Origin of the sequence: Streptomyces sp. NPDC102279, assembly GCF_044766365.1 — a bacterium.
In the GTDB taxonomy this organism is placed as follows: domain Bacteria; phylum Actinomycetota; class Actinomycetes; order Streptomycetales; family Streptomycetaceae; genus Streptomyces.
In genome coordinates this window covers 451317-469037 of sequence record NZ_JBIWLU010000008.1, presented here as the reverse complement: position 1 = coordinate 469037, position 17721 = coordinate 451317, and the positions used below count along the sequence as shown (strand labels likewise).

The window sequence follows — 17721 nt, the reverse complement described above, 5'->3', positions numbered from 1 at the left end:
CTCCTTTAAGGAACCCTCAGTGTCCTGTCCGCGTTCCGGCGGGGACGCGGCGCGGGCCGCGTGTCCGGCGCCGCGGGATGCGGCCCGCCGTGGTCGGGGGCAGTCCTGACCGCCACAGCCGTACGAGTGACAGGCCCGCCGCGGCGGCCAGCAGGCCGTTGCGCAGGAGCATCAGCAGGCAGCCCGTCCAGGTGCTGTGGATCACCTCGCCGTACATCGCCGGGTACACGACCGTGCTGACGGCCGTCGCCGCCACGATCAGCGCGGCGACCGGGCGTTGGGTGGTGTGCCGCGAGGTCAGGCAGACGGCGGCCAGGCCGAGCAGCCACACCATGTACTGGGGGCTGATCACCCGGCTCGTCACCGTGAACAGCAGGACGGCGGCGAGCGCCGCGTCGTACGGCGTGGCCGCCGTCCAGTGCCGGGCCCGCACCCGCCACAACAGCAGGATCCCGAACGCCGCGACGGTCAGTGCGAGCGAGCCGGCCGCGACCGAGCTGACGTACGGGCCCACGAACTCCATGGCGCCGTACTGGTAGCGGGCCGTTCCCGGCCAGCCGGCGTGGCGCGCGAACCCCAGCACCGTGCCGCCGAGCGATTCGATCTGCACGCCCCGGCCACCCTGCTGGCGCAGGAAGTCGAAGGGGTTGCTGAACGCGGCGGCGAGGACGGCGAGCAGTGCGGCGGCCGCGACCGCGGCCGACGTCCAGGCCTCCCGGGTGGTCCGGCCCCGCGGCGTGCCGATCAGCGCCAGCGCGGGCCACACCTTCACCAGGGCGCCCAGTGCGGCGAACACCCCGCCCGCGCGTGGGGAGCGCGACAGTGCCAGCAGGGAGAGCACGGCGAAGGCGGTGACCTGCACGTCGTACCGGGCGAGCGGGATGTGCAGCAGCAGTGGCAGGCCCAGCACCCAGAGCAGGGCGCCGCGCAGGCTGCGGCCGGGCCGCCGTCCCGCGCGCGTGAGCGCGACGGCGATCACCAGGTCGGCCACGAGGGTGAGCGCCACGAACGCCGTGACGTAGGTCAGCCACGGCAGCAGCGCGGGCGCCAGCAGGACGGGACCCGCGCCGGGCGGGTACTGCCACAGCCGGTCGCCCGCCGGGAACGCGCCCTGCGACAGGACGCCGTACCAGCGGAAGTAGAGATCTCCGACCTCGCGGGACACCCCGCCCCGGCCGAGGAGACGGAGGTCGTCGTGGGCGAGGAGCCACAGCATCAGGGCGCGGGTGGCGAGCCAGGCGGCGGCGAGGGCAAGCGGGCGGTGGTTCCTGAGGGCGCTCATCAAGGCCGGATCGTAAGCCGCATGGATGGGCTATTGCGGTCGATACGCCGTCAATACCGGCCAAAGGTTGTTTAATAGCAAAAAATTTGGCCCATGGTGTATGCGTGGGTCAGACGGTCGGCAGTGGGGCGTCCGGAGACAGTGGCCGTTCTCCTGCCCGTGCTCGTGATGCTCGTGATCGGGCTCTGGGGGCTCGACCGCGGCGGCATGTGGCGCGACGAGGCGGTGACCTTCCAGGTCGCCCGGCGCTCGGTGCCCCAGATCTGGCACCTGCTGCACACTGTGGACGCCGTGCACGGCCTGTACTACCTCGGCATGCACGCCGTCCTCGCCCCGTACCCCGGCGAGATCGCCCTGCGCCTGCCCTCCGTGTGCGGCGCCGCCGCGACCGCCGGCCTGGTCGCCGCCCTCGGCGTCCGCCTGTGCCGGCCACGGGTCGGCCTGTGGGCGGGGCTCCTGTACGCCGTCACGCCCATGGCCGGTCACTTCGCCCAGGAAGGCCGTTCCTACGCCCTCGTTGCGGCCGGAGCGGCGGGAGCCACCCTGCTCCTGGTGCGGGCCGTGCCGTCCCCGAGGCGGGGGCCCTGGTGGGCGTACGGCACGACGCTCGCCGTCACCTGCCTGCTGCACGAGATGGCCCTGCTCCTGCTGCTCGCACACGCCTGCACGCTGGCCCTCGCGCGTCCACCCGCGCGGGTGTGGCGACGCTGGCTCACCGCCGCCGCGGGCGTGGCCCTCGTGCTGCTGCCGCTCCTGATCGTCTCGCAGGGACAGTCCGAGCAGGTCTCCTGGCTGTCACGGACCGGGCTCGGCAGCGCGGAGCGTCTGCTCGCGACGTTCACCGGTCCGGCGCGGCTCGTGGTCCTGCCCTATCTCCTGCTCGCCGCCCTCGCGTTCGTGCCCGGCCCGGCCCGCCGCGGCGCGCTCACCCTCCCGGCCGTCGCCCTGCCGCTCGCCGCGGTGCCGCCGCTGGTGCTGCTGACCGTGTCGCGCTGGTGGCCCCTCTACGACGATCGGTACGTCCTGTACGCGCTCGCCGGGGCACCGCTCCTCGCGGCGGCCGGAGCCGAACGGCTCACCGGGCTGCTGCCCAGGCTGCTGCCGCACGCGGTCCTCAGCGGCGTCCTCGGCGTCACCCTCGCCTTCGCCGTCCAGCTCCCGATCCTGCGCCAGGACCGCAGCCCCGACCGGCGCCCCGACAACCTCGCCGCGGTCTCGGCCGTCGCCCACCGCGAACTGCGCCCGGGCGACCCCGTGCTGTTCCTGCCCTCCCTGGCCCGGCGCGCGGCCCTGGCCTATCCGAGGGGGTTCCTGGGGATCCGCGACATCGCGCTGAGTGTTCCGGCGCCGGCCTCGGGCACCCTGTACGGCCGTGAGGCGGGCGCCGCCGAACTGCGCCGCCGGCTGAAGGGGCTCGACCGGGTGTGGCTGGTCGCCGAGCCGTTCGCGACGGTGCCCTCCTGGTATCCGGGCACTCCCACCGAACGCGTCAAACTCGCCGTGGTCGACGAGCAGTTCGTGCCCCGCGAGCAGGTCGTCCGCCGCGGGGTGACGATGCGTCTCTACGTGCGCAGGCCTACGTGGAGCCCGGTGTCTGCGACCGAGCCGCCCGGTCGAGAGCGGCCGTCAGTCGGTCGAGCCGGTCCCGGAGCTCTCGGATCTCCTCCAGGTCCGCCCCGGTAGCCGCCCCGATCCGGCGCGGCACGGACGCCGCGCGTTCCCGCAGGGCGCTGCCCTCCTCGGTGAGGCGCACCTGCACGGACCGCTCGTCGCGCGTGCTGCGCTCCCGCAGCACGAGGCCCGCCGCCTCCAGCCGTTTCAGCAGCGGCGACAGCGTCCCCGAGTCGAGCCGCAGATGTTCGCCGAGCTTCTTCACGGGCAGCTCGCCGTGCTCCCACAGCACCAGCATCACCAGGTACTGCGGGTAGGTGAGCCCGAGGTCCTTCAGGACCACCCGGTACACACCGCCGAAGGCGCGCGAGGCGGCGTTCAGCGAGAAGCAGATCTGCTGGTCGAGGCGGAGGAAGTCCCCGTCGGAGGGGGCCGGGGAGGCCGGCGCGGGTGTCGCGGTCATGGATCCAGGATAGCTCGTGCGAGCCATTAAGTTGTGCACAACTGAATTGCGTGCTCTAATTCTGGTCGTTGGGCCGCCGGACCGGCGGCCCCGCCAAGGAACCGACTTGAGAGGGATGGTCCTCATGGACACGCTCTACACCGCAGTCGCCACCGCCACCCACGGCCGCGACGGCCGTGCCGTGAGCTCGGACGGCAAGCTCGACCTCCAGCTGGCGATCCCGGTGGAGATGGGCGGCAGCGGACAGGGCACCAACCCCGAGCAGCTCTTCGCCGCCGGTTACGCCGCCTGTTTCGCGAGCGCCCTCGGCGTCGTCGGCCGCGCGGCGAAGGTCGACGTCTCCGAGGCCGCGGTGACCGGTGAGGTCGGCATCGGCAAGCAGGGCGAGGGCTTCGGCCTGGCCGTCACGCTCCGCGTCGAGCTGCCCGACACCGTGGACGAGGCCACCGGCCGCAAGCTGGTCGAGCAGGCCCACCAGGTCTGCCCCTACTCCAACGCCACCCGCGGCAACATCCCGGTCGAGCTCGTCATCGAGTAGCCGTCATCCGCGGCGGCGCGTCACCGGGCGGGACGAACCCCGGGACCGGCCGCCGCGCCGGCGGCCCCGCCACCTGCCGTGCCCGTGTCCCCTGCCGGACCGGCCCCCGTGCCGACCCGGGCCAGCACCTCCCCGGTCTCGCGGCTCCACGCCACCACCGTCGCCTCCTCGGGAACCCGCCGCCAGCGCGTCAGCAGCAGCCAGCGGACGTGGTACCGGCGGGCGACGGCGGTGCGTTCGGCCCGTGTCGAGGCCGGGTCGAGATAGGCGTGGACGGCCGCGACCCGCCGGCGCCGCTCACCCTCGTCGAGGGCGGGGTCGGGCCAGGCGGGCGCGGCGAGGTCCGGGCCGTAGCCCGCGATCAGGTGCACGGCGTAGTACCCGTCGGTGATGACCGCCTCGCCCGGTGCGATGTGCCGGGCCGCCCAGTCGTACGTCGGCCAGTGCGGCGGCTGGTCGAAGCCGAGCGGGTCGAGCGCGCGCGGCACGACCGCCCCGGCCTGCACGGTGAGGAACCCGGCCAGCGCGGCGCAGGCCGCCACCCACCCCAGCAGCCGCCGCCCCCGGCCCCACGGCCGCGGCGCCGCCAGCTCCACCCCGAGCGCGAACTGGAGCGGCACCAGCGTGAGCCCCAGGATCCTGCCGTACGTGTAGTGCCCGCTCACCCAGCCGTAGGCGACCACCGCGCAGTCCAGCGCGAACAGCAGCACCAGCGGATCGCGCCACCCGTGCCCCCCGGGCCTGCGGGCGCTCCGGGCCCGCAGCCACAGAGCCGGCAGCCCGGCCAGGGCCAGCCAGAAGTGCCCGGGCATCCCGTCGTACAGCCGCTCGTGCATGGCGTCCACGCTGCGGTCCCCGGTCAGCGCGAGGACGTCGAAGTACGGCCAGGTGTACGCGACGAGGAGTGCCAGCGCGCCCGTCAGCAGCCACCGGCCGACGACGGCCGGACGCGGGCCGCGCCGGGAGCCCGCCACCAACGCCACGGCTCCGAGCGCCGCCGCGATCGCGGTGATCGGGTGGACGAGCAGGATCAGCCCGTACAGCCCGCCGAGCGCCGCGTACCCCCACCAGCTGCTGAGACCGGCCGGGCCCACGAAGCGCACGGCGCCGCCGGTCGTGCCCGCCGCGCGCGTGGCCGTCAACGCCCAGGCCCAGAAGGTCAGTCCGATGGCGAACGTCGACGGATAGCCCAGATTGCCCGTCATCGACATCAGCCCGAGATAGCCGCTCCACCAGGCCCGCTCCGTGCCCCAGAGCAGCACCATCGCGAACAGGCAGAGGACCGGCGCCCACGGCCGGGGCGTCAGCGTCCGCACGAAACGGCCGATGCCGGTCAGCAGCACCAGCAGGTTCACCGGTCCGGACAGCCGCACGACCGCCCAGCCGCCGAGCCCGGTCAGCCGCGCGAACGCGCCCTGCGCCACCGCGTACGGCGAGTAGTACGGGCTTCCCGCGCCCGGCAGGTCCGCCATCGGGTGCAGCGGATGGAGCAGATGCGCCCGCAGGCGCTCGACGACCGCCGCGTGCTGGCCCGCGTCGCAGCACAGCGGGACACGCCAGTAGGCGAGCGTCACCACCAGCCAGAACAGGCCGCCGAACAGCTGGTAAGGCGTCGGACGCCAGGTGCCGCCGCCGCGCAGTGCGGTCGCGCCCCGGACGGCCCCCCGCCGGGCGAGGACATCGGCGCTCATCGGGCGGCAGGGGAGGCGGGCTCAGCGGTTTCCGGCATTTGCCGTATATGCCCGCAGGGGTCGGGCCGCTAGCCCAAGATCACCTCATCGGGCGACCTCGGCGTCCCGCCGCGAGGGCCCCGGCACCGCGCCGGTGAGCGCCCGTACGTCCGGACCGACGACCGCGTCCAGGAGCAGCGGCAGGCCGACCACCGGGAGCAGCCACAGCAGCACGATCAGCCGGTCGCCCCAGATGTTGATGTCCGGATGCCCGGCCTGGTTGAGCACCCCGGTGAACGCCGCCGCCAGCAGGAAGGGCGCGAAGGCGCGGTGCCGGCGCAGCGCCCCCCATCCGGCCGCCGTCACGGCCGCCAGGAACAGCGGCTCCCACAGCTGCCGGCGCAGCCACTCGATCCAGAACGCGGTCTCCAGATGGAAGAACTCCGGCCACGGGCCGGGCCGGTCGGGACGGGCGAAGTGCCCGGTCAGCAGGTCCTGGAGGCTCTCCGACTCGGAGGGGTAGCGCAGCGCCTTCGCGAGCAGCACGGTGCACAGCGCAGCGCACCCCGCGACCACCCCGAGCGTCCGCAGCGGCCCGTCCCACCGGCGCCGGCGCACCAGGCGCAGGGCGCAGACGGCGGCCAGACACAGGCCGAGGAAGAGCGCCTGCGAGTGCTTGACCGTGAAGAGGACGGCCAGTGAGGCGCCGGCCAGCCAGGTCCCGGCCCGCACGCGGCCCTCCAGGATCAGGGCGCAGCCCCACAGGGCCGCCAGGGTCACCGTCAGCATCAGACCCTCGGTCATCGGGCGCATCGCGGTGGTCCCGCACGGCAGGACGTAGAAGAGCGCCTGACCGGTGAGGGCCGCGCCGGCTGAGGTGCGCAGGGTCCGCAGCACGTGGAAGACGAGGACACCCCCGGCCACGGTCACGAGGACGCTCGACGCCCACAGGCCCCACGTCACCCCGAACACCGTGATGAACGGGACCAGCAGCACCGGATAGCCGGGCCGCACCTCGAAGATCCGCATGAAGCGCGGCGGCATGAACGGCACCGTGTGGCCGACGGTCTGCCCGGCCGCGAGGCGCGCGGACACCACCCGCCACTCCGCGCGACGGCACTCCTCGACCACCCGTCGCGTCGGACTGGCGCGGTGGAAGCGCACCACGTCGACGGCCTGGTTGCGGCGCGCGACGGACGCCTTGCTCGCACACGCGTAGTCGATCGTCCGGGCGGCGGCCTCGTGCTTGCTGTCGCCGCTCAGACTCAGCGCGTACGACAGGTAGTTCTTGGAGTCGGGGGTGTCCCGGCCGGTGATGTTGGCGAGCTGGAGCACGGCGAAGACCGCGGCGATCACCACCACCCAGCCGCGCGCCGACCGCGGCCGGCGCAGTGCCCGCGCCCAGGGGCGCGGGGTGCGCGCGGCCGTCGGCGTGCTCACGAGGACGCGAGGACGTCGTGTCCCGCCTGCGCGGGGACCGCGACGGCCGGTGCGGGGGCCTCGGGCCGCTCGCCGAGCATCAGCGTCCGCACCACCCGCTCGGCGGCCCTCCCGTCGTCGAACTCACAGAACCGCGCACGGAATCCGGCCCGCAGTCGCGCCGACTCCGCGTCCCGCCAGGACCCCGACGCGAAAAGCCAGGCCAACTCCCTTTGCGTGCCCGCCACATGACCCGGCGCGTCGGAGGTGATGTCGAAGTAGACGCCCCGGCTCGCCGCGTACGCGCCCCAGTCGTCGGCGAGGAGCACGATCGGCCGGTCGAGGTTGGCGTAGTCGAACATCAGGGCCGAGTAGTCGGTGACCAGCGCGTCGGAGGCGAGCATCAGGTCCTCGACGGACGGCTCGTCCGTCGCGTCGACCAGCACCCCCCGCCGGTGCAGCTCGGCCAGGCCCATCCCGCGCGCCGGACCGTCCGCGAGCGAGGGATGCAGCCGTACGACGAGGGTGTGGTCGTCCCCGAGATCGTCCGCGAACCGGGCGAGGTCGAGCCGGTCGGCGTGCCCGCCGCGCACGTAGTCGCGGCGCGTCGGCGCGTACAGCACCACCCGGTTCCCCGCCGGGATGCCGAGGCGTTCGCGGACCGCCGCCCCGTCCTCGGGGCGGGCCCGCACGAGGACGTCGTTGCGCGGACTGCCGGTCCGTTGCGACGTGAAGTGGCAGGGGTAGGCGCGGTCCCAGACCAGCTCGGAGTGGCGGTTGGCGACCAGGCTGAAGTCCCAGCGGTCGGCGCGGCGCAGCATCTGCGGCACGTCGAAGCCGTGCCGGGCGCCCGGCTTGTGCAGCAGGTCCGCGGCCATGAACTTCAGCGGGGTGCCCTGATGGGTGTGGATGTGGACGCTGCCGGGACGCTTCACCAGGGAGCCCGGCCAGTTGACGTTGTTCACGAAGTACGTGGCCCGCGCGGTCACCCGGCGGTAGCGGGACGAGTCGAGCAGCACGTGCTCGGTGTCCGGCGGCAGCAGCGCCGCCTGCTCCTCGTCGCGGACCACCCACACGCCCCGGATGTGCGGGGCGAGTTCACGCGCCGCCGTGTACACGGCCGCCGGGTCGCCGAGGACTCCGCGGTGCGAGAAGGCCGAGTACACCGCGAGGTTCGGGTCCAGCGGGCGGTGTTCGTGCAGCGAGGACCAGCCGCGCTCGATCCGCACCGTGGCGGCCCTGCGCACCTGCTGTCCGCGCCGGCTCAGCTCCCGTCCCGCCCGCGCGGCCTGCCGCCGCAGCCGATAGCGCGTGAACCCGCCTTCCAGTACCCGTAGTTCGGACGGCACGGGACCGCTCCGGTGCTTACGGAACAGCGCGGCCGTCAACCGGAAGAACTCGGCCTTGTCGCCCTCCGGCAGCCGGTCCGGCTTGGAGAGGATGTCGAGACAGTGCTCGCCCATCTTGTGGTGCAGGTAGGGGCGCCAGCTCGACAGCTCGGGCCGGGCGTCGACGAACGCGAAGACCCGCTCGTACTGGTCGTGGATGTCGAAGTGCTTGCGGCTGGTGGTGGACAGGATGTTGCCCTGGCGGCGCTGCCGGTAGGCGAGGCAGATCCGGTCCAGGGCGGCGATCCGCCGGGCGCTGAGCATCACCGGGAACGTCCACGGGGTGTCCTCGTAGTAGCCGGGCGGGAAGGCGAAGCCGTCCTGCTCGACGAACCCGCGCCGGTAGACCTTGTTCCACACCACCATCAACAGGTCGAGGATCTCGGGGTGTTCGGACGCCGAGAAGGTTCCGGCGCCGGCTTCCGCGAGCACCCGGGCGAGCACGTTCCTGCGGGTGCCGCCCCACCAGTAGGTGCGGGCGTAGTCGAAGACCAGCACGTCCGGGTCCGCGGTCTCCTCCAGCCGGTCGGCGACGGCGCGCAGCGCGCCCGGCGTGAGGGTGTCGTCGCTGTCGAGGAAGAACAGGTAGTCCCCGGTGGCCAGGGGCATGCCCGCGTTGCGGGCACGGCCGAGCCCCACGTTCTCCGGCAGGTGCAGCACCCGCACGCGCGGGTCGCGGTCCGCGTACTCGTCGAGGATCGCTCCGCAGCCGTCCGGGGAGCAGTCGTCGACGGCGATCACCTCGAGGTCCGTGTACGACTGCTCCAGGACCGAGTCGAGACACTCGCGCAGAAAGCCCTGCACCTTGAAGACGGGGACGATGATGCTGAAGCGGGGCACGTCAGCTCCTTACGAGGGTGGACGCGGCGGGAGCCGGGCGGCGTTCGGCGAGCGGCAGGACGGGCGGGATCGCCTCGGGGGGTTCCCCCAGCAGCACCCTGCGGACGACCCGCTCGGCGGCCCGCCCGTCGTCGAACTGGCAGAACCGCTCGCGGAACCGGGCCCGCAGAGCCGTCGCCTCCGGGTCGGCGTACGAGCCGTCGGTGAAGAGCGCGGCCAGCTCGCCCGGGGTGCGCGCGACCCGGCCCGGCGGCTCCTCCATCACGTCGAAGTAGACGCCCCGCGTCTCCCGGTAGACCTCCCAGTCGTCCGCGTACACGACGACCGGACGGTCCAGGTTGGCGTAGTCGAACATGATCGACGAGTAGTCCGTGATCAGCGCGTCCGCGGCCAGGCAGACGTCCTCGGAGGAGCGGTGCCCGGTCACGTCGATGATCCGCCCCGAGCCGCGCCCGCTGCCCTCGTCGTAGAAGTAGTGGGCGCGCAGCAGGACGACGAACTGCTCCCCGACGGCCTCGCAGAAGGCCTCCAGGTCGAGGCGGGACTCGAAGCCGCTGCTGTGGTCGCGGTGGGTGGGGGCGTACAGCAGGGCCGTGCGGCCCTCGGGCACCCCGAGGCGCTCGCGGACCCGGGCCACGTCCTCGGCGGTCGCCGTGCAGTACACGTCGTTGCGTGGATAGCCGTACTCCAGGGCCTCGTAGCCGCCGGGGAAGGCCCGCTCCCACATCTGTGTGGAGTGCCGGTTGGAGGAGAGGTTGTAGTCCCAGCGGTCCACCCGGGACAGCAGCTTGGTGAAGCTGCCCGTCGCGGCCGCCACCACCGGATACGTCGACTGGTCGACGCCCATCTTCTTCAGCGGTGTGCCGTGCTGCGTCTGGACGTGCACGCTGCCGGGCCGTTTGACCACGGCGTCCGCGAAGTTGGCGTTGTTGACCAGGTACTTGGCGCGGGCGAGCACCTCCCAGGAGCGCCGGCTGCCGATCACCGCGTGCTCGACGTCCTTCGGCACCGCGTCCACCGCGTCCGGCTCCACCAGGAACACCGAGCGGATGTGCGGGGCGAGTTCGCGGGCCTTGGCGTGGATCGCGGCCGGGTTGCAGGCGTACCCGCGGCCCCAGTACGCGCAGTACACGGCGAGGTTCTCGTCGAGCGGGCGGCGCAGCTGGGCGGCGTAGAGGGCGCGGGTGCGCAGCCCCTTGGGGCGCGGCACCCGCCGGACCGCCCCGGCCGCGGCCCGGTTGGCACCGCGCAGGGCACGGAACGCGCTGTAGGCGCCCGTCGCGAGCAGCCGGTGCTGCACGCCGAGGCTGCCTCCGGGCACGCGGAGACCGGCCGGGCGATGACGCCGGTAGAGCCGGCCCGCCCGGCGGAAGAAGGCCCGGCGGCGGCGCGCCGGCACCCGGGTGGGATGCGCGGCCGTCTTCAGGACCAGGGTGAAGAGCCCGCCGAACAGCGCCGTGGACCGGGCGGCGGGCACGGTCTGTTCGGCCACCCGGGTCAGCACCCGCTCGACCTGGTCGAGGAGTTCGAAGTGGTGCTCGCCCGGCGCGTTGAGCCGGCTGCCCTGGCGGCGCAGATGGTGGCGTACGCAGACCGTGCGCAGCACGGCCGTCCGCTCGGCCGCCACCGTCACCAGCCCGCCCCAGCCCACGTCGGTGAAATGCCCCTCCGGGAAGGCGAGTTCGCGTTCAACGAGGAAGGCGCGCCGGTAGGCCGCGCTCCAGGCGGGCACGTTCAGGCCGAGGAGTTCGGGGGCGCCGTCGAGCGGCGGTGTGCTCGGCTCGCCCTCCCACCAGTGCACCCGCTGGTGCCCGAAGTAGAGGACGTCCAGGCCCGCCGGCAGGGCCGCGTCCAGCGCGGCGAGCGCACCCCGGGCCAGCTCGTCGTCGCCGTCGAGGAAGAGCAGGTAGGTTCCGGTCGCCGCCGCGATCCCGGCGTTGCGGGCCCCGCTCAGGCCGCCCGAGGGCGGCGAGTGGACGGGCGCCACCCGGGGGTCGCGGGCGGCGTACCCGGCGGCGACCGCCGCGGCCGGTGAGTCCGGCCCGTCGCAGACCGGGATCAGCTCGACGTCGCCGAAGGACTCGGTGAGGACCGAGTCCAGTGCGTGGGACAGTCGCCCGGCGACTCCGAAGGTGGGCACGATGACGCTGAAGCGGGGCATTCTGATCTTTCTCTCAAGGGGCGCCGAACGGGGGTTTCATCGCCCGGGGCGCCCGGTCGGCCGCCAGGTGGTGGGCCGGGTGGGCGTGGGCCGCGACGGGCTGGAGGGCACGCGGACTCCGGTTCAGTGCTGCTCGGTCAGGGGGAGGGCACCGCCCGGCGCCGGGACGGCGGAGAGGGGCGCGGCGTGAGCGACCTCCGGTGGGGCGGAGCCCACGGTGCGGGGAGGCGCCGCGACGGCCGAGGGGACCGGGTGCCGCTCCGCGAACGGGATGAACGGCGGCAGCCCCGCCGTCTCCCCGAGCACCACCCGCCGAACCACCCGCTCGGCGGCGCGCCCGTCGTCGTACGGGCAGAACCGCTCGCGGAACGCGGCCCGCAGCTGCGAGGAGCGCGAGCCCCGCCAGTGGCCGGTCGCGAAGATGTCGATCAGTTCGTCCTCGCTGCGGGCGACCGCGCCCGGCGGGAACGCGCGCAGGTCGAAGTAGGTGCCGCGGGCCGCCTCGTACGCCTCCCAGTCGTCGGCGTGCACGACGATCGGCCGGTCCAGGCCCGCGTAGTCGAACATCAGGGACGAGTAGTCGGTGACCAGCGCGTCCGAGGCGAGACACAGCGGCTCCACGCTCGGGTGGTCCGACACGTCGATGAGCCGGCCGCCCGCGGCGTCGGTGAGCGGCGCCCCGTAGCGGTGGTGGGCGCGGGTGAGGATCACGAACCGCGGCCCCAGCTGCCGCAGCACCCGCTCCAGGTCCAGGGTGCGGTGCTGGCCGCTCCGGTAGTCGCGGTACGTCGGCGCGTACAGCAGGGCGACCGCACCCTCGGGGATGCCGAGTGACGCGCGCAGCCGGGCGACATCGGCCGAAGTCGCCTGCTGGAACACGTCGTTGCGCGGCATCCCGTACTCCAGCGTGTCGTACGAGGAGGGGAAGGCCCGCTCCCAGACCAGCGTGGAGTGGCGGTTGGCCGACAGGCAGTAGTCCCACGTGTCGACGCCGCGCAGCAGCTCGGCGAAGTCCGTGCCGCGCGCGGCGGCCGGTCGGTCCTGGAGGTCGAGGCCCATGTGCTTGAGCGGTGTCCCGTGCTGCGTCTGGATCATGACCTGGCCGGGCCGCTTCACCAGCCGCCGGTCGAAGTCGACGTTGTTCACGAGGTACTTGGAGCGCGCGAGCGCCGTCCAGTAGCCGGCGGTCCCGGGGCGCAGCCGGCCGGTGGCCGCCGGGATCGTGTGATGGTGTTCGAGGTCGGCGATCCACGTGGTGCGGACGTGCGGCGCGTACGTGCGGAACGCCGACTCCAGGGCGCCCGGATTGCAGCCGTGTCCGCGGCCCCCGTAGCTGGAGAACACCGCGCGGTCGGCGCGCAGCGGCAGTCGGAGCTGCACGCGGTAGTGGAGCCGGAGCGCCGCGGTCCGCGCCGAGCGCCGCAGTGCGCCGGTCAGCCGCACGGCGCTCTTCCGGATCCGCGACAGGAGAGACAGCAGCCGGTACGTGCGGTGCGTGCCGAACCTGACCAGCGCGTGCCGCAGCGGCAGACGGAACCCGGCGGGGGAGCCCGGCACCCGGTAACGCCGGTAGTGGGCACGGGCCTTGCGCAGGAACTCGGCACGCGCGCCGCGCGGCAGCCGGTCCCGCTTCACGAACACCGTGGAGAAGTGGTCGATCATGCGGCGGAACAGCAGTGGGCGCCACCGCTCCAGTTCCGGGTGCGCGGTGACGTGCGCGAACACCCGGTCGTACTGGCCGAAGACGTCGAAGTGCTTGCGGCTGCTGGTGCCGAGGATGCTGCCGTGCCGCCGCTGGCGGTAGTGCACGCACACCCGGTCGAGCGTGGCGATCGACTCCGCCGACATCATCGCCGGATAGGTCCAGGGTGTGTCCTCGTAGTACCCGGGCGGGAAGGTGAGGCCCTCGCGGTCGACGAACTCCCGGCGGTACGCCTTGTTCCAGACCACCATCAGCAGCCGGAGCAGCCCGGGCCGCTCGTCGAGCCGGAAGGGTGCCGGGCCCTCCTCGGTCAGCTCCGCCGCGAGCTGGTTCCGTCGGACCTCGCCCGACCAGTAGGTGCGCGCGTAGTCGTAGACCAGCACGTCCGGTTCGGCGGTCTCCTTCAGCCGGTCGGCGATCGCGTGCAGTGCGTCCGGGGTGAGGGTGTCGTCGCTGTCCAGGAAGATCAGGTAGTCGCCGGTGGCGCGTTCGATCCCGGCGTTGCGGGCGCGGCCGAGTCCCACGTTCTCGGGCAGGTGCACCGGCAGGACGCGGGCGTCGCGGGCCGCGAACTCGTCGATGATCGCCCCGCACGCGTCGGGCGAACAGTCGTCCACCGCGATGAGTTCGAGATCCGGATACGACTGTTCGAGCACCGATTCGAGGCACTCGTGCAGGTACGCCTGAACCTTGAACGCGGGGACGATGACACTGAACCGGGGCACGGGACATCCATGGGTCGGCGCGGGCATACCTGCCCGGGAACGGCCGAAGGGGTGACTTGGTTACGCCAGATGTGGCATACGGGGGATGTCCGGTGAACGGCGAGGGGCGAGCCGGTGTCCGGCCCGCCCCTCAATTGCTCGTGCGGAGTGCTTATTTGACCGCGCCGGCCATCACGCCGGACACGAACTGCCGCTGGAACGCGAAGAACACGGCGAGCGGGATCACCATCGAGATGAAGGCGCCCGGCGCCAGCACGTCGATGTTGTTGCCGAACTGGCGTACCTGCGTCTGGAGCGCGACCGTGATCGGCTGGCTGCCCGAGTCGGAGAACACCAGGGCGACCAGCATGTCGTTCCACACCCACAGGAACTGGAAGATCCCCAGCGAGGCGATGGCGGGCCCGCCGAGCGGCATCACGACCCGTGCGAACAGGCGCAGTTCGCCCGCGCCGTCCAGCCGGGCGGCCTCCAGCAGTTCCCGGGGTATCTCCGCGAAGAAGTTCCGCAGCAGGAACACCGCGAACGGCAGCCCGTACCCGACGTGGAAGAGGACCACGCCGATGATCGAGCCGAAGATGCCGATCTTCCCGAAGAGTTCGGCGATCGGGATCAGCGCCACCTGCACGGGCACCACCAGCAGTCCGACCACGCCGAGGAACCACCAGTCGCGGCCGGGGAACTCCATCCAGGCGAAGGCGTAGCCCGCGAGCGAGCCGATCACCACGACGAGCAGGGTCGCGGGCACCGTGATCAGCACGGTGTTGAGCAGCGAGTTGGTGATGTCGCTGTTCTCCAGGAGCTTCTGGTAGCTGTCCACGGTGAGCTGCGAGGGCGCGCTGAACACCTTCCACCAGCCGCTCGCGCTCATGTCCTCCGGCTTGCGCAGCGAGGACAGCAGCAGCCCGAGCGTGGGCACCAGCCAGAACAGACCGACCAGGAGCAGGAAGACGCGCAGGACACCGCTGCTGACGGCGCCCGCGATCCGTGAACCGAGCGATCGCCGGGCCGTCTTCGCCTCGGCTGCGGGCGCTGTCTTCGTGAGACTTCCGGCATGGGCCGTCATCGCCGCACCTCCCGCCTGAGCCTGCGGACATTGAAGAGCATCACCGGGATCACGAGGAGCAGCAGGAACACGGCGATGGCGCTCGCGATGCCCGGCTGGTCCTCCGCGAAGCCCTTGCGGTACAGCTCCAGGGCCAGCACGTTGGCGTCGTCCTGGGAGGAGCCCGGAGCGATGATGAACACCAGGTCGAACACCTTCAGGACGTTGATCATCAGCGTGACGGCGACCACCGCGAGGACCGGGGCGAGCAGCGGCACCGTGACCCGGCGGAACACCTGCCACTCGTTCGCCCCGTCGACCCGGGCCGCCTCCAGGAGCTCACGCGGCATGCCCGCGAGTCCCGCCGCGATCAGCACCATCGCGAAGCCCGCCCACATCCAGATGTACGAGCCGATGATGGCGGGCGTGACCAGCGACGGGCCGAGCCAGTCGAGGCCGTTGTACGGCTCCTTGAAGTTGTCCGCCGGGAGCCGCAGCAGTGCCCCGTCGGCCTTGCCCGAGAGCGTGAACGTGCCGTCGTCGCCGACCTTCGTCGAGTCGACGACCTTGCCGTCCTTGACCGCCTCGATCCGCATCCCGGGGTAGCCCAGCTCGCTCGGGTCGACCTGGCCGAGCTTGCCCACGCCCTTGCCGCGGGTGAAGTCCTGCCAGGCGGTGCCGGTGACCTTGCCGGGGTCCGTGGCCGCCTGCACCGCCTTCGCGGCACTGTCCGGCATCTGGTCCGGGGCGACGCCCACCAGTGGCAGGGAGACGGACTGCCCTGCCCGCACGGCGTCGCGGGTGACGAAGCCGCCCTTGTCGGCCTTCAGGGGCGACTCCCGGCCGAGGTGGGCCTTCGGGAACGCCGACGACGAGGTGAAGGTGTCGTGCACCCCGACCCACACCGCGTTCGCGATGCCCTTGTCCGGGTCCTGGTCGTACACCAGCCGGAAGATGATGCCGGAGGCGAGCATCGAGATCGCCATCGGCATGAAGACGACCAGCTTGAACGCCGTTCCCCAGCTCACCCGTTCGGTGAGCACCGCGAAGATCAGGCCCAGCGCGGTCGCGACCGTCGGGGCGAACACCACCCAGATGATGTTGTTCTTCAGCGCGGTACGGATGCCGTCGTCGCTGAACAGTGCCTTGTAGTTGTCGATCCCGGCGAACCCGTCGCCGGACTGGTCGTAGAAGCTCCGCACGACCGAGTACCCGATCGGGTAGACCACGAGCGCGCCGAGCAGCACCAGGGCGGGCAGCAGGAACAGCGCTGCCACGGTCCTGCGGGTGCCGGTCACGCTCTTGCGCTTACGGGCCGGGGGCACCGGTGCGGTGCCCCCGGCCGTTGCCGACGTCATCGCCGGATCAGCCCTTGTAGGCCGCTGCGGCGTCGGATTCGAGCTTCTTCTGGGCGCCCGCGACGTCCTTCGGGTTCTTCAGGAAGTCCTGCAGGTCCTTCCACTCGCCCTTGCCGGGCGTACCGCCGAACGACTGCGGCGCCTGGTCGGACATGTCGAAGCGGAAGTCGTCGCCGGCCGCGATCAGCGCCTTGGCCATCTTCTGCTGGACCGCGTTGGGGTAGGCGGACAGCGCCACGCTCTTGTTGGGCGACAGATAGCCGCCGAGCTTCGCCTGGATGGTCGCCGCGTCGGGCGAGGCCAGGAAGGTGACCAGTGCCTGGGCCGCCTTGGAGTCCTTCAGGACGACGGCGGCGTCACCACCGCTGACCACCGGCGGCTTGTCACCGACCGCCGGGAAGGGGAACACCTTCGCGTCCGTGCCGATCTTCGCCTTGGTCTCCGCGATGTTGACGGCCACGAAGTCACCCTCGAAGACCATGCCCGCCTTCGGCTGGTCGCCACCGGTGAACGTCTGCGTCACCGACGCCGGGAACTCCGTCTGGAGCGCGCCGTCCGGGCCGCCCGCGATGAGGTTCTTGTCGCCCCAGATCTGGGCGAGCGTGGTCAGCGCGTCCTTCACGGACGGGTCCGTCCACTTGATCTTGTGCTGGGCGAGCTGGTCGTACTTCTCCGGGCCCGCCTGGGAGAGATAGATGTTCTCGAACCAGTCGGTGAGTGTCCAGCCGTCCGCGCCGCCCACCGACACGGGCGTGACACCGGAGTCGTAGACGGTCTGCGCGGTGGTCAGGAAGTCCTTCCAGGTCTTGGGCTCCTTGGCCCCCGCGTTCTCGAAGACCTTCGCGTTGTACCAGACCAGCGACTTGTTGGCGGCCTTGTAGTAGACGCCGTACTGCTTGCCGTCGACCTTGCCGAGGTCCTGCCAGCCCTGGGCGTAGTTCTTCGCCAACTGCGCCTGGGCGTCGGGGCCGATGGGCTTGGCCCACTTCTTGTCGACGGCCTGCTTGATGGCGCCGACCTGAGGGAGCATCGCGACGTCCGGCGGCGCGCCACCGGCGATCTTCGAGCCCAGGAAGTTGATGATCGGGTCCTGCGCGGGTACGAACGTGACCTTCGCGCCCGTGCGCTTCTCGAACTCCGCCAGCACCTTCTTGAAATTGGCCTGTTCGGCGCCGGTCCAGACGGCGGCGACCTCCAGGGTGTCGCCGTCGAGCTTGGGCAGGGTCACGGAGCCGGTGTCGCTGCTCGCGGTGGCCTTGCCGCCGTGGTCTCCCTTGTCCTTGCCGTCGCCGCCGCACGCGGTGAGCGTGAGCGCCCCCGCGACGAGCGCGGCAGCGGCGGCCTGCGCGGTCCTGCGTGAGCGGTGCGTGGCGTGATCGATCGGCCTGCGTGTACGAAGAGTGCTGCGCATCAGTGCCCCGTTCTCCGTTCTGCGTTCCTCGTTGAACGTCCGAACAGCTGTCCCGTGCGCTCCGGTCTACGCCTGGTCGCTCAAGGGCGGCAAGAGCGCCGGTGCTGTCAA

Annotated in this window: 12 protein-coding genes; 2 read left to right on the top strand and 10 right to left on the bottom strand. The window is 72.3% G+C overall.

Annotated elements, in window-relative coordinates:
* Positions 1 to 16: 16 nt before the first annotated feature.
* Positions 17 to 1282 carry a glycosyltransferase 87 family protein gene (locus ACIRQH_RS23200; RefSeq protein ID WP_404226916.1) on the bottom strand — a complete coding sequence of 422 codons (1266 nt, stop codon included), beginning with the start codon at positions 1280 to 1282 and terminating at the stop codon, positions 17 to 19.
* A gap of 141 nt (positions 1283 to 1423) precedes the next feature.
* Here ACIRQH_RS23200 and ACIRQH_RS23195 point away from each other — a divergent pair, with 141 nt between their 5' ends.
* Entirely contained in the window at positions 1424 to 2965 is a 1542-nt protein-coding gene (locus tag ACIRQH_RS23195) for a hypothetical protein (protein ID WP_404226915.1), read from the top strand.
* Here the strand turns inward: ACIRQH_RS23195 and ACIRQH_RS23190 are convergent.
* A complete protein-coding gene (locus ACIRQH_RS23190; protein WP_388866408.1) occupies positions 2859 to 3356 on the bottom strand; it encodes a MarR family winged helix-turn-helix transcriptional regulator in 498 nt (165 codons plus the stop codon). The two genes, ACIRQH_RS23195 and ACIRQH_RS23190, sit on opposite strands and share 107 nt — an antisense overlap.
* A 124-nt stretch (positions 3357 to 3480) precedes the next feature.
* Between ACIRQH_RS23190 and ACIRQH_RS23185 the strand changes: the two genes are divergently transcribed.
* Positions 3481 to 3894, top strand: a complete 414-nt coding sequence (locus ACIRQH_RS23185; protein WP_081221601.1) for an organic hydroperoxide resistance protein — start codon at positions 3481 to 3483, stop codon at positions 3892 to 3894.
* Positions 3895 to 3914: 20 nt separating this feature from the next.
* On the opposite strand, the gene ACIRQH_RS23180 is transcribed toward ACIRQH_RS23185, so the two are convergent.
* The 8 genes from ACIRQH_RS23180 to ACIRQH_RS23145 all read right to left on the bottom strand — a co-directional run bounded on the left by ACIRQH_RS23180 (position 3915) and on the right by ACIRQH_RS23145 (position 17610).
* Positions 3915 to 5585: a hypothetical protein gene (locus ACIRQH_RS23180; RefSeq protein ID WP_404226914.1), complete on the bottom strand. Its 1671-nt coding sequence runs from the start codon at positions 5583 to 5585 to the stop codon at positions 3915 to 3917.
* Positions 5586 to 5669: 84 nt separating this feature from the next.
* Positions 5670 to 6926: a hypothetical protein gene (locus ACIRQH_RS23175; protein WP_404226929.1), complete on the bottom strand. Its 1257-nt coding sequence runs from the start codon at positions 6924 to 6926 to the stop codon at positions 5670 to 5672.
* 74 nt (positions 6927 to 7000) lie between these two features.
* Positions 7001 to 9211 (bottom strand): CDP-glycerol glycerophosphotransferase family protein, encoded by a 2211-nt coding sequence (locus tag ACIRQH_RS23170; protein ID WP_404226913.1) that lies wholly within the window; start codon positions 9209 to 9211, stop codon positions 7001 to 7003.
* A gap of 1 nt (position 9212) precedes the next feature.
* Complete coding sequence (locus tag ACIRQH_RS23165) at positions 9213 to 11372, bottom strand: CDP-glycerol glycerophosphotransferase family protein (protein WP_388931331.1); 2160 nt, start codon at positions 11370 to 11372, stop codon at positions 9213 to 9215.
* A gap of 123 nt (positions 11373 to 11495) precedes the next feature.
* Positions 11496 to 13799 (bottom strand): CDP-glycerol glycerophosphotransferase family protein, encoded by a 2304-nt coding sequence (locus ACIRQH_RS23160; RefSeq protein ID WP_404226912.1) that lies wholly within the window; start codon positions 13797 to 13799, stop codon positions 11496 to 11498.
* A 151-nt stretch (positions 13800 to 13950) separates the two neighbouring features.
* Positions 13951 to 14862, bottom strand: a complete 912-nt coding sequence (locus tag ACIRQH_RS23155; protein ID WP_358815070.1) for a carbohydrate ABC transporter permease — start codon at positions 14860 to 14862, stop codon at positions 13951 to 13953.
* The gene (locus tag ACIRQH_RS23150; protein WP_358815069.1) at positions 14859 to 16199 is read right to left on the bottom strand and encodes a sugar ABC transporter permease; all 1341 of its coding nucleotides are present in this window, start codon (positions 16197 to 16199) and stop codon (positions 14859 to 14861) included. Before ACIRQH_RS23150 ends, ACIRQH_RS23155 begins: the two co-directional genes overlap by 4 nt.
* A gap of 7 nt (positions 16200 to 16206) precedes the next feature.
* Positions 16207 to 17610, bottom strand: coding sequence for an ABC transporter substrate-binding protein (locus tag ACIRQH_RS23145; protein ID WP_388866387.1), 1404 nt, complete (start codon positions 17608 to 17610; stop codon positions 16207 to 16209).
* Positions 17611 to 17721 lie beyond the last annotated feature (111 nt).